Genomic DNA, 15,491 nt, shown 5'->3' with positions numbered 1-15,491 from the left:
CGCCGTCTCATTGAGTCAGCTCGTTTATATTATCATTTCTATCGATTCGTGTCAAGTACTTTTTTCAAGTTTTTTTACAATTTTTCGACTTGTTTTTCTATCGTACAACATTTGGGGAATAGTTAAACCATTTACCCATATTTTGTATCACACGAATCAACGGAGAAGGAGGGATTTGAACCCTCGCGCCGCTATTAACGACCTACTCCCTTTCCAGGGGAGCCCCTTCGGCCAGCTTGGGTACTTCTCCAAATTGCCCTAATTATTTGCAAAAAGCATCATCTTCTGCAAAAACGGAGAGGGTGGGATTCGAACCCACGCGCCCTTGCGGACAAACGGTTTTCAAGACCGCCTCGTTATGACCACTTCGATACCTCTCCTCACTATTCAATTCACCGTCTTAGCTGACGACGAAAGTTATTCTATCACAGAAAATCCCCTTCGTCAATATATATTTTCAAGTTTTTTCCGTTTTTCTCCTTTTCTCTTCTTATTATGATTTTTCACGTCCTCTCTTTACAAAAACTTCCGCTATATCCAGATCTTCCGGTGTCGTTATTTTTATATTTTCATAGGAACCTTCCACCATTTTTACCGGAAGCCTCATCATCTGTTCCACTACCATCGCATCATCTGTCACCTGAATACATTTTTCCCTCATCAGCCTGGAATATGCTTCAAAAATCAAAGAAGTATCAAAAACCTGAGGCGTTTGAATAATCCAGACATAATTTCTATCCGGCGTCTCTTTCGCAAATACATGTTCATCTACCAGTTTGACCGTGTCTTTACTTGGCATTCCCACAACACAGGCTTTGAATTCTCTCACTTTACCATAAGCCCGCTCCAGAATTGCCTCCGTAACAAACGGTCTGGCACTGTCATGGATAAACACATAGTTTTCTTCCGGTTCTTCCGTACCAAAATGGGAATTCTGAAGCACCTGCACTGCCTGCAATCCTGCCCAGACAGAATCATATCGTTCTTTTCCGCCTTCAACAATACCTACTACCTTCGTAAATCCATAACGGTCAACGATTTCTTTTCGAACATATTCTTCCTGCCCTTCTCCAACCACCAACACAATATCATCAATAATTTCAGACTCTTCAAATACATGAAGAGAATAATAAAGAAGTGGTTTTCCACTTATATCCAAATACTGTTTCTGAATATTCGTTCCCATTCTTCGTCCCTGCCCGCCAGCCAGGGCAATAGCTGTACAGTGCTTCATACGCTCCTTTTTTCCTTCCTTTTCAAATAATTATTAACGCTCTCCCAGTTTCAAATTCGGCACAGCGTTCAAATCCCATCCATGACGGGTTCCATTTATAAACTCATAATAAGCAGCAACTCCAATCATGGCAGCGTTATCTGTGCAGAAAATGGGAGACGGATAATAAAATTCGATATTTCTTTCCTCACAGGCCCGACTCATAGCATTTCTCAGTGCACTGTTGGAAGCAACGCCTCCCGCAATAGCAAATTTCTTCAGACCATATTCTTCCACAGCATGCATTGCATTTTCTACCAGGACATCCGTAACAGCTTTCTGAAATGATGCCGCCACATCCGCCTGATTCCAGGTCTCACCTTTCATCTGACATCCATTTATATAATTGAGCACCGACGACTTTACACCACTGAAGCTAAAATCATATGGTGCATCTTCCACATGAGCGCGAGGAAATACAATTGCATCCGGATTTCCCTCTTTAGAAACTTTATCAATTTTCGGCCCGCCTGGATATCCCAAGCCGATGGCTCTCGCTACTTTATCAAACGCCTCGCCGGCTGCATCATCCCGGGTACGCCCAATTATTTCAATTTTTCCGTAATCTTTGACACATACCAGATGCGTATGTCCACCGGACACCACCAGACATAAAAATGGTGGTTCAAGCTCTTTGTGCTCGATAAAATTAGCCGCAATATGCCCTTCGATATGATGCACTCCCACCAATGGCTTCTTAGCGGCATAGGCAATTGCCTTTGCTTCAGCCACACCTACAAGCAGAGCACCTACCAGTCCCGGTCCGTAAGTCACACCTATCGCGTCAATATCTTCCAATGTCACTCCGGCTTCCGTAAGGGCAGCTTCGATTACCTGATTGATCTTCTCAATATGTTTTCTGGATGCAATTTCCGGAACCACTCCTCCATACAGCGTATGAAGTGCAATCTGCGAAGAAATGACATTAGACAGCACTTCTCTTCCGTTTTTCACTACAGCAGCGGCTGTCTCATCGCAGGAACTTTCAATTGCAAGAATTAATACATCTTTTGTCGTTTCACTCATATCTCACGCCTCAATCTATTTTATTTAACTGATTCTTATTCTAATCTTCAAATACCAGTTCTACAGAACGTTTATCCTTCGCTGCCACAGAATTTGGAAAAATCTCACGGACATCATCCATAAATTCTTCCGGGTAATTTAAGGATGGACTATAATGCGTCAGCCACATCTCCCTAACCTCAGCATCTTTGGCAAGCTGTGCCGCCTCATAGAACGTCATATGCTTATATTCTTTCGCCTTTTTGAGCTTATCTTTTTCCCCGTACATACCCTCACAGATAAACAGGTCTGCCCCTTTAGCATTCTGACGGATAGAATCTGTAGGCCTGGTATCTGTACAATAGGCAATCTTGAGTCCTTTTCTCGCAGGTCCCAGCACCATATCCGGTGTCAGGATTCTTCCGTTCTCCTCCACCGTTTCACCTCTCTGGAGTATTCCCCAGTACTTTCGCGGAATCTCTGCCGCATTCGCCCGCTCAACATCAAATTTTCCTGCCCGGTCTATTTCCAAAGTATACCCATAGCACAGGACATTATGATTCACCCGAAACGCTTTCAGACGGTATCCATTCATCTCCATTACCTGCTCAGGCTCTGTAATTTCTATATAATTAATCCGAAAAGGAAGCTCCGGAGCGATTACACGCAGAGCCCCTACCACACGTTCCAGCCCTTTAGGGCCAATCAGGGTCAACGGTTCCGTCCGGTCCGCATTTCCCATAGTAAGGAGCATCCCCGGCAATCCACTGATATGATCCCCATGATAATGTGTAAAACAGATTACATCAATGGGCTTAAAACTCCATCCCTTCTCTTTTATCGCAATCTGAGTTCCTTCTCCACAGTCTATCAACAGACTGCTGCCGTTGTAACGCACCATCAGCGAGGTCAGCCAACGGTACGGGAGTGGCATCATTCCGCCGGTTCCCAGCAAACATACATCTAACATCTGTGTCCTCTACTTTCCTGCCGGAATGGAAAATGTCGCAACAAATTCATCATAACAGTCTTCACACAAATCAAACGAGTCCACCTGATTGTCCTTCTTCGAAAAATACCCCCATCTCTTATCTACCGAGAGCACGTCTCCTTCGGGGATCCCGTGATTTACCACAATTTCCTTTCCACATTTATTACAAATGATTTTATTCAGTTCTTTTGTTTCTTTCACTTTATACTGGCGCATACAATGATTCCTCCATCATATTAAAGAATTAAAAAAATTCTTTCATTTTCTGTCACGCCTACATTATAATCTTTCTCTGTATTCAATCCCAGTGGGAAGTACTTCCTCATTTTCTAGTTATCTGCCAATCTGCCGACTCATCAGAATTCCATCCTCTACAGGGTCTGTATAGAAATTTTTGCGCACTCCATCCTGCACAAATCCGTAATCCTCATAAAATGAATAGGCCGATGTATTACTTTCCCGCACTTCAAGGAGGAGCTTGCTAATACCATTATCCTCACAGAGATTCTCCAGCTCCAACAGCATTCTCGCCCCCACCCCCTGGCGGCGATATTCCGGTGCCACTGCAATCCTTGCAATTTCACCTTCCTCCAGCACATAATAAAGAATCAGATATCCTATTAGTTTCTTATCATCAAAAGCTGTCAGAAGAAGCGTCTTCTCCTGCGCCAGCGTTTCCGCAATCGCATTTTCACTCCATGAATCTGTGAAAATCACCTTTTCCAACTCTGCGACCTGTATAATATCTTCTTCCCGCATTTTACGAATTGTAAACATACACTGCCTCCTCCGTTCATCTTCCACTATTATTAGCCTCAATATCTGCTATAAGGCCTCAATATCTGAAACCAGAGCATCTACCGCCTCATTTTTTGTTGCCCAGCAAGTGCAGAAGCGTACTGCACTGTGCGTTTCATCCACTTTTTCCCAGAAACAGTATGCATACTTTTCTTTCAGTTTATCCAGATGATCATCCGGCATGATTGGGAACTGCTGATTCGTAAAAGAATCAAACAGCAGCGGATAACCTTTTTTCAGGAAGGCAGCCTTTAGCTTCATTGCCAGATCATCTGCATGCCTGGAAATCTTATAGTACAGTTCATCTGTAAACAGTGTATCGAACTGAATTCCCAACAATCTTCCTTTTGCCAGCATACCGCCATGCTGCTTAATAACATAACGAAAATCTTTCTTAAGCTCCGGATTCACAATAACAACTGCTTCTCCAAAAAGTGCTCCAACTTTTGTTCCTCCAATATAGAACACGTCTGTGTAACGGGCAATATCTTCCATATTCAACGTAGCTGCCTCTGACATTAATCCATAACCCAATCTGGCTCCATCCAGAAACAAGGGAAGCTCCAATTCCCTGCACACAGCATATAAATCCTCTAATTCCTCTTTTGAATACAGGGTTCCGTTTTCTGTGGGGTGAGAAATATAAACCATCCCCGGCTGCACGACATGTTCATGATTCACATCTGACCAGTGTGCATTATAATACTCTCTCACCTGATCACCCGTAATTTTACCATTTCCGGACGGCAGAGCCAGTACTTTGTGACCGGTTGCTTCTATTGCTCCCGTCTCGTGCACATTGATATGTCCTGTTTCCGCACAAAGCACTCCCTGATACGGGCGCAGTATCGCGCTGATCACCGTAAAATTGGTCTGGGTTCCTCCCACCAGAAAATGCACATCTGCCTGTTCATTCCCGCATGCTTTACGTATTTTTGCCCTTGCACTTTCACAGAATTCATCCGTACCATATCCCGGAGTCTGAACAAAATTAGTCTCTTCCAGACGTTTCATAATCTCCGGACAGGCTCCTTCTGTGTAATCACATTCAAACAAAATCATCTCTAACTCTCCTTCTTCATCCGTTCCTCACGTTCCCGCTCTGCCTGAGATACCCGCAGATAATCAGGCTGATGCTGAGCTGCCGTCTCTATTTTTCCCTTTTTATAGTATTCAATACCAAGTGCCCCCACAGAAGCCGCCCGTTGGCGATTCATATGAGCAGGAGCAAACCGGTAGGGTACCCGCATTCCTTCTGCAAGCATCTCCCGATATACCGGAACCCCATCTCCAAGGAAAGTCACAGGCTGTCCCAAATCATTTAACTTCTCCATAAGCTCCATCACTCCAATCGCCATCTGGGGAGCAACAATCTCCATTTTGCTTTTCTCTGATTTTAAATCAATTCCATCCGAATCAAAATCTGTAAATCTGTAAAGTCCTGTATACACCTGTTTTCTTCGCGCATCCATAATCGGGCAGATGATCCCACCCGTTCCATAGAGATTGTATGCAAGTGCATCCAGTGACGGTACGTGAATTAATGGCTTTCCGAGAGCCAGTCCCAGTCCTTTTGCCGTAGCCGAACCTATGCGAAGGCCGGTAAAAGATCCTGGTCCACCGGAAACGGCAATCGCATCTATCGTCTCCATATCCATCTCTGTCATTTTCACCACTTCATCCAGCATGGGAAGCAGAGTCTGTGAATGAGTCTTTTTATAATTTACTGTATACTCCGCCATCGTCTGTTCTTCTTCAACTACAGCAACAGCCGCAACCAGTCCTGAACTGTCTAATGCCAATATCCGCATATCCCTTATCCTTCCTTTTCTCCTGATTCCATCTCGATTTGATTCCGTTTATTATCTCTCTGTCACGGTAATCTTCCTGTAATCAAAACCTTTTTCCAGATTTTTTTCTATTCGGATCTCCGTATAATTCTCAGGGAGTATCTCTTCGATCAGGTTTGCCCACTCAATAAGGCTTACTCCCTCACCAAAAATATAATCCTCGAACCCAATCTCGTCCATCTCCTCAACATCACCGATCCGATAGACATCAAAATGATAGAAGGGCATGCGCCCTTCTTCATATACCTGAACAATGGTAAACGTCGGACTGCTGATTGGTTCTTCTATTTCAAGTCCTTTTGCAAACCCTTTCGTAAATACCGTCTTTCCAACCCCCAGGTCGCCGACCATTGTATATACCTGTCCGGGCTTTGCGTTTCTCCCCATCTCATGTCCCAACTCAAAGGTTTCCCTTTCTCCGTTCGTTTCTATTATTCTTGTCATACCGACTCCTTTATTCTTAATCCTTCCTGTCACCCGGTCTGCGAATCCGCACTGCCGGCGCAGGCATATGCTCACATATCAGTCGCGCAATTTCCTCATAATACTCACCGATTTGCTCCAAAGGCAAAACAATAGCCTGATCTTTTCCGGCAAACAGAAGGAGCACCCTTTTCTTTGTCACTACTGCCCTGGTAAATTTACTCCAACTGGCCTTTCCACTGTCATCCGGGGTTGTAGTAGTAACACCTTCGTCATCAAATTCATATACTGCCGTATCCTGCACACGACGGGCATTTCCCATCTTCCTCCGGACGTTGCTCCTGATAAAATAAGGAAATCCAATCAGCAGAAGCACTGCAAAAACAATAAAGACACCCATCTGCAGAAAATCTCCCCGTTTTGCGAATGCATAAACAAGACCGATATTCAAAATTCCAAGCGCAACAGAGGTAATTCCAACAGCACTGGTATATATCTTATAACTCATATAATCTGCAACAGACTCCACATCCAGTTTTACTTCAACCTGCACTGCCATCAGCAATCCCTCCTTCACATTTTTGATTTATTATACCACATCTTCTCTATTTCTGTCACCGAATTCCTCCGATTTATGATATACTTAATAACGATCATAACAAAACAGGAGGAAAAATTATGAATTTCAGTTTTTACCATAATAACATTAATGTGCTGGATCTCGAAAAATCTGTATCCTTTTATCAGAAAGCTCTGGGACTTGTAGTTACCCGCGAGACAGAAGCCGAAGACGGAAGTTTCCGTCTGGTATTTATGGGTGATAATACCACTTCTCATCTTCTGGAGCTCACCTGGCTCAGAGATATGGATCGCCCTTACAATCTCGGAGATAACGAATCTCATCTCGCCATGTATACAGATAACATGGAGGAAGCCCATGCACTCCACCAGGAAATGGGATGTATTTGCTTTGAAAATGAAGCAATGGGACTTTATTTCATCGAAGATCCTGACGGATACTGGATTGAAATCTGCCGCAAATAGGACAAAAACCAGCCGGACTGACAGTCAAATGCTGTCCTTCCGGCTGAATTTTTCTCCGTATTTATCCAGTTTGCTTTAGATATGGTCTTTTACATTATCATCTTCAAAATCAAACACACATCTTTCAAAAGCATTAATCACATGTGTCTCCTGATATTTGTCATACCGCTTATGTTTCCTCCCATAAGCCATATGTACATGTCCATGAATAAAAAACTTCGGTTTATATTTTTCCAACAGGGTAAGAAAAATCCGAAATCCCTGATGAGGCAGATCACGTCCATCATTTAACTCATATGCCGGTGCGTGAGTAACCAGAATATCGAACCCTCTTCTTCTGACAAGCTGAAACCAGAGCTTTGCCACCCTGCGTTTCATCTCCCATTCCGTATACTGGTAATCCCCTGCATGATATCTCATGGAACCGCCAAGCCCCAGAATTCTCACTCCCTTATACACAAATATCTTATCCTCTATACAGATACAGCCATCCGGAGGTACCTGTGCATATTTTGTGTCATGATTGCCATGAACATAGAGTACCGGTGCACTGGTAAATGTTGCCAAAAACGAAAGATATCTGGGATCCAGATCCCCACAGGAAATAATCAGGTCTATACCCTCCAGCTTACTTTTCTCAAAGTAATCCCACAGATATTTAGACTCTTCATCCGCAATCGCAAGTATCCTCATGAATTTCTCTAACCTTTCTTTTCAACCCCCTGCTGTGATACAACAGGTTTTGCTCCTTCCAGGAGCTCCTCCTCAGTCGGAATTTTTCCGCGCACATTTTCTGCCAGCCAATCCATAGTCACAATCTCTTCCGGTGTCAGACTGCGATTCGGATCATCCTGTACCACACCATCCTGTGAATATAATATTCCGGAAAACGGTTCAAACTGCCCTCCGCTGATTGTATGGCGCAGAAGTTCTATCAGACGCTTTGTACCGATTGGAAGATTCTGGGAACAGATTACATCCACAACTCCCGCAGACATTCCCCACCAGTAGTTGATTGCCTTATTTGCCGACGGATTATCGTCATATTTCCATGTTCCATCCATGATGGTACGAATCAACTGCTCATAGAATTTCCCCCAGTGCCATACCGGCATTGCAAGATTGCGAGGTCTTCCGTTTTCCATATGATAAATTCCAAAATATCTGGATGCCTCCTCAGGTATCACCATATCTTTTCCGGAAATACAGGATGCCTGCACTTTCTTCAGATTCTCTGCCACATCACAGTCTTTCAGACAGGACCATTCCAGGTAGACTTCCGCCCTTGGATTGATCATCTTTGCCCCCAATGCAAATGCGTTAATATTGGCAATCGTTCCAAAAATCGGATAATCTCCAATATATGACAGCTTATTATTCTCTGACATGGCACCTGCTATGGCTCCCATAAGGAACTTGGCTTCATGCATACGTGCATAATAGGTTCGGATATAACGGTGAGATGTGTTGACGGAGCAGTTCAGAATCCTGACTTCCGGATTAGCAATTGCCGCCTTTACACTTGCCTGTACAAATGACGGGGTTGTAGTGAACACGATATTGCACCCACTTTTGATAGCGTCATTGATAAACATCTCCGCTGTATCCTGGGTTGCATTGTCATAATACATCGTGCTGACCTCATCCGGGAATGTCTGTTCCAGATGAAGTCTTCCCAATTCGTGGGCATAGGTCCATGCTGAGGATGCCGCCGTCTTCTCATAGATAAATGCAATCTTAAGCTTCTGAGTACCGGTTGAGAGAAGTCTGCTGAAGAGAGGCTTCTTCTCAGTTGTCGGATTCATCTTTAATTCTACATCTTCTTCGGTTTCCAGCAGACGGAATTCCTCCCAGCTTTTTGAAATCAGAGTTTTCAGCTCACTGGTTGTCATATCACAGATTTCTGCATATCCATATAACTCAATAAACGAAAGGAATGCATCCCCCGGCGTAATGGATAATCCATCTGCTTTACTTTTAAATTCTGACGTAAAGCGGGTATATACAGAACTAAAGGTAAGTCTCTCATCCTCTGTCCAGCTCTCCTTGGGTTCTTTTCCCACTGCTTCCTGAAGTTTTGCAAAACTTCCTTCCTTTGTAAACCAGATATAATTAATTTTATTCAGTTCATAAAAATCCAGAAATTCATAGTAAATCTTATTTTCTTTCTCATCTGTCCGTCTCGGAACAATACGGGTAACAATGCCGGGTATGGATACCACGTCAAAATATTTCATAACACTGACCCGCTTATTTCCTTCCTCCACGTAGAATTTATTCATATATTCATATGCTTTAATTGGCTCACGGATTCCTTCTTCAACATGGCTGGTGCTGAGACGTGCCCATTTAAGAGCAAACTCTGAAGTTTCTTTTAAAATAGGCATAAAGTTTCCGGCAAATGCATTACTTCTTCCTTCTGTCTTTGTTCCCACGATCTGATCCGTTGGTATCTGTACCAGTCCCAGCGGTATCTCAGAATATGAGCCCTTCGTCGGGAGTATATCATCCAATACCTGAAGCGTTGGCTGCATTCCATGCATCATCCGATACTGATAATCTTTCTTACCTAATTTGTAAGCTTTCATATAATCTGAAATTGCCATGATAAACCTCCATCCATTCTATAAACTATTCTGTTCATCCGCCCCAGTATATCACGTCTGTTTTTATTTTTCCATATCTATCCAAAACTTACTCCATTCCGACCACTGTATAATCCTGATCTTCCACCGTTTTGCGAAGCACATCATCTGCAATATCGGCATTCAGAGTAAGCACAGCCGTACCTGTTTCATGGCTGACTAAAGCTTCATCAACCTCTGCCAGAGCCTCCAGGCATTTCTTTACACGTGCCTCACAGTGTCCACACATCATACCCTCAATTTTCATTGTCTTTGTCATCTTCTTTTCCTCCTGATTTCTTTTCAATTTTTGTTTTTTATCTTTTGACGCATCGTACATTCTGAATAAATTCAGACGAAGTGCATTTGTCACAACACAGAAACTGGACAGACTCATAGCTGCAGCACCAAACATAGGATTCAGTTTCCAGCCAAGCAGCGGATACCAGACACCGGCAGCAAGTGGAATACCCAACACGTTATAGAAAAATGCCCAGAAGAGATTCTCATGAATATTGCGAAGCGTGGCTCTGCTCATCCGAATTGCTGCCGGGACGTCACTTAGCCTGCTCTTCATCAGCACCACATCGGCTGCATCAATTGCAATATCTGTCCCTGCCCCAATGGCAATTCCGATATCAGCGCGTGTCAGCGCCGGGGCATCATTGATGCCATCGCCAACCATAACAGTCCTTCCTCTGCGCTTCAGCGAACGAATCGCTCTTTCTTTTCCTTCCGGCAGCACACCGGCTATCACCTCGTCCACTCCTGCTTTCTGTCCAATCGCACGGGCGGTACGTTCATTATCCCCGGTAAGCATAACTACATGAATCCCCATATTTCGCAGTTCCTGTATTGCCTGACGGCTGTCACCTTTCATGACATCTGCCACAGCAATCACTCCCAAAAGAACTCCGTCTCTGCAAAAAAACAGAGGAGTTTTTCCTTCTTCCGAAAGAGCCTCTGCCTTTCTCTGCATTTCAGAAGAAATTACATTCCCGTTTTTTGTCATCCCCAATTTTTCTGTCTGCTGACGGATAAAATTTATATGACCGCCAAAAAGATTATTTCCATTCCATCTGCCGGACAATCCATTTCCGGGAACTGCCTGAAAATCTGTGATTTCTATCTCTGATTTCGATTTCTTTTGTCCTGTATTCTCCACCAGTCCTACAATCGCTTTCGCCAGCGGATGTTCACTCCTTTTCTCCAAAGCATATGCTGTGGACACAAGTTCTTCCTCAGAAATACCTTCGGCCGTAATGATATCAGTCACCCGGGGTTCTCCACTTGTAATGGTTCCCGTCTTATCCAGTGCCACAACCTGCACCTTCCCGGTCTCTTCCAAAGAAGCCGCGGTTTTAAACAAAATACCATTCTTTGCCCCCATTCCATTGCCTACCATTACCGCAACCGGAGTCGCCAGCCCCAGTGCACAGGGACAGCTGATCACCAGCACAGAAATGCCTCTTGCCAGTGCAAATCCGACACTCTGTCCCGCAAGCAGCCAAACCAGTATCGTCACCGCAGCAATGACAATTACCATCGGCACAAATATTCCCGACACTTTATCTGCCACCTTGGCTATCGGTGCTTTCGTAGCCGCAGCATCACTGACCATCTGAATGATCTGTGACAGGGTCGTATCCTGCCCTACTCTGGTAGCTTCACAGCGGAGATATCCGGATTGATTCATCGTAGCAGCCGATACTGTATTACCCGCTTCTTTATCTACCGGAACGCTTTCTCCCGTCAGGGAGGCTTCATTTACCGCACTGCTGCCCTCTATCACAACCCCGTCTACCGGAATATTCTCCCCCGGTCGAACTACAAACACATCCCCAATTTTCACCTGTTCAATGGGAACCTCTGTCTCTACACCGTTTCTTAATACCACTGCCGTTTTAGGTGCCAGCTTCATTAAGCTTTTCAATGCATCTGTGGTCTTTCCCTTCGATCTTGCTTCCAGCATTTTCCCCACCGTAATCAAGGTAAGAATCATGGCCGCTGATTCAAAATAAAACTCATGCATATACGCCATAACCGCTCCCATATCACCACGTACCTGTGCATCCGTCATTGCAAATAATGCATACGTACTATACACGAAAGAAGCTCCGGCTCCAAGTGCTACCAGTGTATCCATATTCGGAGCCCGATGCCACAGACTCTTGAATCCGCTGATAAAAAATTTCTGATTGATCACCATGATCATAACAGTCAAAAGAAGCTGTAAAAGTCCCATTGCCACATGGTTGCCTTCCATAAAGCCCGGCAAAGGCCAGTTCCACATCATATGTCCCATCGACACATACATCAACGGAATCAGAAAACACATTGACGCTATCAGCCTTTTTTTCAATACCGGTGTTTCCCTGTCTTCCAAAGCATCCTCGGATGCTCCGGCAGTATTCTCTCCCGCTGTTGAAGCACAGCATGCTGCATCAGTTCCTTTAAGCGTTGCTTCGTATCCCGCTTCGTGCACAGCTCTTATAATCTGCTCAGAAGATGCCGTGCCTTCTACCCCCATAGAATTCGTAAGAAGACTCACCGAACAGGAAGTAACTCCCGGCACCTTACCAACGGCCTTTTCTACTCTGGCACTGCAGGCAGCACAGCTCATCCCTGTTACTCGATACTGTTCCATTCATTTTTCCTCCATCAATTCTCTATTTCATCAGCTTCTGAAGCGTCATCACCAGTTCATCAATCGTCTCATCCTTCCCTTCCCGGATATCCTGTGCCACACAGGTTCGAATGTGATTAGCAAGAAGCACTTTATTAAAGCTGTTAAGCGCGGCATTTACTGCCGACACCTGAATCAGGATATCTGTACAGTAAGCATCCGTTTCCACCATTTTCTTAATTCCACGCACCTGTCCTTCAATACGGTTCAGACGATTTATCAAACCACGATACTCTTCCTGTGAACGCACCTTCGTCTTGTGACAACAGGAATGTGGGTCTTCTTTCATTATTGATTCATCACAATTTATTTTATGCATACTAATCTCCTCCCGAAATCATTATATACTCCCCGGGGGTATATTTCAACAAAAATTCTTCAACTGATTATATTGATTTTTCTGATAACAAGTAGCTTTTATCTTTCTTTTGCAGTATAATGGACAAAATGGAGGGATTTAGTATTATGACATCAAAGAGTGACATTATTAAAAAAATATATTTAAAATTGCTGCCTATACAGATTCTGAGTTCTCTGGTAGCTGCAACAAATGCTCTGATTGACAGTATTATCGCCGGAAACTTTCTCGGAAAAGAAGTTATGGCAGCGATGGGGTTGTTCTGCCCGATTGCAACAGTTTTAGGACTTTCTTATGTAATCAGTGTCGGAGCACAGATTCTATGCTGTAAGCATATGGGAAAAGGCGAATCCGAAAAAGTAATCTCCCTGTTTTCCACATGTGTCATTTTTTTAGGCTCTGTCAGCCTGATTATTTCTGTACTGATGTTGATATTTCGTTATCCCCTGGCCGGATTTTTAGGAGCCTCCGGGAACAGTCAGGATTTGCTTGCACAGTATATTCTGGGCACCTCATTTGGAATTGCCGCTCAGTCACTGATGAATATGCTGATGTGTTTTTTGCCATTGAATGATAAGATAAAGATGTCTTACATATGTATGGGAATTATGGCCGGAATCAACGTAGCCCTTGATATCGTTCTGGTATGCATATTGCATATGGGGGCATTCGGAATGGGATTGGCAACTTCCGTCAGCCATCTCGTAACTGCTGTCATTCTTTTTATGAACTTTTTAAATAAGAATCAGGCTGTTTATTTCCGGTTTGGAAATTTTTGCTTCAGCCGTCTGGGAAAAGTCGCCATTCTCGGTATGCCATGCGCCATGTTTACCATAGGAGCAACCATAAAATCATACTCCATGAATGCAACGCTTTTATCTGTCGGAGGACTGGATGCCGTTTCTGCAATGACCGTTCAGGGAAATGTTTGCAGCTTTGCCGGTGCTTTTCCAAGCGGAATTGGCGGAACTACAATGATTATGAGCAGTATATATTACGGAGAAGACGATCAGGTATCCATGAAAGAGCTTTTAAAATACTCTCTCAAAGTTGGTATTATTCTCACAGCAGTAGTTTCAGGCGTAATCATGATTGGTTCCGGTCCGATTGCCAGTGTCTTTTATCAGAGCGGAAGCTCTGTATGGTTACTTACACGAAGGATGCTGATTATCTTCCCGGTATTTCTGGTATTTAATGCTATATTTAATATCTTCATTAAGATATACCAGAGTCAGGGGCAGATGGTATTTACAAATGCAATGAGTGTTGCAGAGAATCTGGTCATGGCAGGAATCGCTTTCGTACTCTCTCCTCTGCTGGGATGTGATGCGGTATGGATGTCATTTACTTTAAGTGATTTATTATGCATTTTAGCAATTGCCATTTCCGTATTTATCAAAACTCAGCATATAACATTCCGCCCGGAAGACTGGCTCAAACTGGATAAAGGGGCTATTGCTGATCCGGAAGACAGAATGGCAATCTCCGTCCATTCCGTTGATGAAGTCATTAACATTTCAGAACGTGTAGTGGAATTTTGCCAAAACAAAGGACTGGACCATAGAAAATGTACAATTGCGGGTCTTTGCGTGGAAGAAATGGCAGGAAATATTGTCAGCCACGGTTTTTCCAAAGACAATAAGAAACATTCTGTAGACATCCGTCTGGCATACAAGAATGGTGAAATCGTTCTGCGAATGCGTGATGACTGTACTGCATTTGACCCGAAATCCCGTATGGAACAATTTACACCTGAGGATCCGGTTAAAAATGCCGGCATCCGATTGATTGGAAAAATGGCAACAGATATGGACTATCAGAATAATCTGGGATTAAACATTCTTACCATAAAAATATAAAAATTGACACAAAAAAGTACCGGTTCCCCGGTACTTTTTTTATGGACCTGGTGGGAATCGAACCCACGTCCGAAAATCCTTCCATCCAAGCATCTCCCATCACAGTCATTACTTTGACATTCCCTCCATCTCCCGCCTAATGACAGGCTTGAGATTTCAGTAGCTTCATAAGTTCTTCCATTCCCTCAAAGCTTTGGAAACGAAGTGCTCCGCTTCGTTGAAGCCGGTTACTTAAGCAGCGGATAACCTAAGGCCGACTGCCGCCAATTAGGCAGCGCACGCTAATTCGTTACGATCTGCGTTTATATTTAATTGGAGCTTTTATCGTAGTTCCCCGCTACGGATGGCTTCTCAAACTTCTAGACCCCCGTCGAAACCAGTACAAGCCCTAAACTATATTGTATCTGGTTTGCAGATGTCATTTGCGTATTTTCATTATATGAATCATCCTGCAAAATGTCAAGGTTCGTTCCCCGGAAACCTCAGGAAAATTTTTTTCAAAAAATTAGCACTCAGGTATTGACTTGGCTAATAATGTGTGTTATATAATAACTATAACAAATAAGTAAAGCATACCAGC

General features: G+C 43.7%; 15 protein-coding genes, 2 tRNA genes and 1 other RNA gene. 2 read left to right on the top strand and 16 right to left on the bottom strand.

The features are described 5' to 3' along the window. Window positions 1-160 precede the first annotated feature (160 nt). From ACQRCC_RS13785 to ACQRCC_RS13735, 11 genes are all read right to left on the bottom strand, one after another. Window positions 161-250, bottom strand: a tRNA-Ser gene (locus ACQRCC_RS13785). Window positions 251-294: 44 nt separating this feature from the next. Then, window positions 295-380: transfer RNA gene (locus tag ACQRCC_RS13780), tRNA-Ser, on the bottom strand. 113 nt (window positions 381-493) lie between these two features. Further along, window positions 494-1,234, bottom strand: a complete 741-nt coding sequence (gene ispD / locus ACQRCC_RS13775; protein WP_427851339.1) for a 2-C-methyl-D-erythritol 4-phosphate cytidylyltransferase — start codon at window positions 1,232-1,234, stop codon at window positions 494-496. Between the two features lie 33 nt (window positions 1,235-1,267). Beyond that, the gene (tsaD, locus tag ACQRCC_RS13770; RefSeq protein WP_427851338.1) at window positions 1,268-2,299 is read right to left on the bottom strand and encodes a tRNA (adenosine(37)-N6)-threonylcarbamoyltransferase complex transferase subunit TsaD; all 1,032 of its coding nucleotides are present in this window, start codon (window positions 2,297-2,299) and stop codon (window positions 1,268-1,270) included. A gap of 40 nt (window positions 2,300-2,339) precedes the next feature. Continuing rightward, a complete protein-coding gene (locus tag ACQRCC_RS13765; RefSeq protein ID WP_427851337.1) occupies window positions 2,340-3,248 on the bottom strand; it encodes a ribonuclease Z in 909 nt (302 codons plus the stop codon). A gap of 9 nt (window positions 3,249-3,257) precedes the next feature. After that, window positions 3,258-3,485: a hypothetical protein gene (locus ACQRCC_RS13760; protein ID WP_427851336.1), complete on the bottom strand. Its 228-nt coding sequence runs from the start codon at window positions 3,483-3,485 to the stop codon at window positions 3,258-3,260. 117 nt (window positions 3,486-3,602) lie between these two features. After that, window positions 3,603-4,046: a ribosomal protein S18-alanine N-acetyltransferase gene (gene rimI / locus ACQRCC_RS13755; protein WP_427851335.1), complete on the bottom strand. Its 444-nt coding sequence runs from the start codon at window positions 4,044-4,046 to the stop codon at window positions 3,603-3,605. Between the two features lie 48 nt (window positions 4,047-4,094). Further along, the gene (locus ACQRCC_RS13750) at window positions 4,095-5,129 is read right to left on the bottom strand and encodes a threonine aldolase family protein (RefSeq protein ID WP_427851334.1); all 1,035 of its coding nucleotides are present in this window, start codon (window positions 5,127-5,129) and stop codon (window positions 4,095-4,097) included. 2 nt (window positions 5,130-5,131) lie between these two features. Then, complete coding sequence (gene tsaB, locus ACQRCC_RS13745; RefSeq protein WP_427851333.1) at window positions 5,132-5,878, bottom strand: tRNA (adenosine(37)-N6)-threonylcarbamoyltransferase complex dimerization subunit type 1 TsaB; 747 nt, start codon at window positions 5,876-5,878, stop codon at window positions 5,132-5,134. A 51-nt stretch (window positions 5,879-5,929) separates the two neighbouring features. Continuing rightward, complete coding sequence (tsaE, locus tag ACQRCC_RS13740; RefSeq protein WP_427851332.1) at window positions 5,930-6,361, bottom strand: tRNA (adenosine(37)-N6)-threonylcarbamoyltransferase complex ATPase subunit type 1 TsaE; 432 nt, start codon at window positions 6,359-6,361, stop codon at window positions 5,930-5,932. 16 nt (window positions 6,362-6,377) lie between these two features. Beyond that, a complete protein-coding gene (locus ACQRCC_RS13735; RefSeq protein WP_427851331.1) occupies window positions 6,378-6,899 on the bottom strand; it encodes a YcxB family protein in 522 nt (173 codons plus the stop codon). 119 nt (window positions 6,900-7,018) lie between these two features. On the opposite strand from ACQRCC_RS13735, the gene ACQRCC_RS13730 reads away from it, so the two are divergent. Beyond that, window positions 7,019-7,384, top strand: a complete 366-nt coding sequence (locus ACQRCC_RS13730) for a VOC family protein (protein WP_427851330.1) — start codon at window positions 7,019-7,021, stop codon at window positions 7,382-7,384. 75 nt (window positions 7,385-7,459) lie between these two features. Here ACQRCC_RS13730 and ACQRCC_RS13725 read toward each other — a convergent pair whose 3' ends face one another. The 4 genes from ACQRCC_RS13725 to ACQRCC_RS13710 form a co-directional block, all read right to left on the bottom strand. Then, on the bottom strand, window positions 7,460-8,077 hold the full coding sequence (locus ACQRCC_RS13725) for a metallophosphoesterase family protein (protein WP_427851329.1): 618 nt from the start codon (window positions 8,075-8,077) through the stop codon (window positions 7,460-7,462). Window positions 8,078-8,085: 8 nt separating this feature from the next. Continuing rightward, complete coding sequence (locus ACQRCC_RS13720) at window positions 8,086-9,990, bottom strand: BMP family ABC transporter substrate-binding protein (protein ID WP_427851328.1); 1,905 nt, start codon at window positions 9,988-9,990, stop codon at window positions 8,086-8,088. A gap of 88 nt (window positions 9,991-10,078) precedes the next feature. Continuing rightward, a complete protein-coding gene (locus ACQRCC_RS13715; RefSeq protein ID WP_427851327.1) occupies window positions 10,079-12,655 on the bottom strand; it encodes a heavy metal translocating P-type ATPase in 2,577 nt (858 codons plus the stop codon). A 22-nt stretch (window positions 12,656-12,677) separates the two neighbouring features. Then, window positions 12,678-13,013: a metal-sensing transcriptional repressor gene (locus tag ACQRCC_RS13710; RefSeq protein WP_427851326.1), complete on the bottom strand. Its 336-nt coding sequence runs from the start codon at window positions 13,011-13,013 to the stop codon at window positions 12,678-12,680. Between the two features lie 146 nt (window positions 13,014-13,159). Here ACQRCC_RS13710 and ACQRCC_RS13705 point away from each other — a divergent pair, with 146 nt between their 5' ends. Continuing rightward, window positions 13,160-14,911 carry an MATE family efflux transporter gene (locus tag ACQRCC_RS13705; protein WP_427851325.1) on the top strand — a complete coding sequence of 584 codons (1,752 nt, stop codon included), beginning with the start codon at window positions 13,160-13,162 and terminating at the stop codon, window positions 14,909-14,911. A 39-nt stretch (window positions 14,912-14,950) separates the two neighbouring features. Here the strand turns inward: ACQRCC_RS13705 and ssrA are convergent. Further along, window positions 14,951-15,300, bottom strand: a transfer-messenger RNA (tmRNA) gene (gene ssrA, locus ACQRCC_RS13700). Window positions 15,301-15,491 lie beyond the last annotated feature (191 nt).

This window comes from Sporofaciens sp. SGI.106, assembly GCF_050314255.1.
GTDB lineage: Bacteria > Bacillota > Clostridia > Lachnospirales > Lachnospiraceae > Claveliimonas.
Note: the sequence above shows the minus strand (reverse complement) of the source record. Positions and strands in the feature narration are given on the sequence as shown.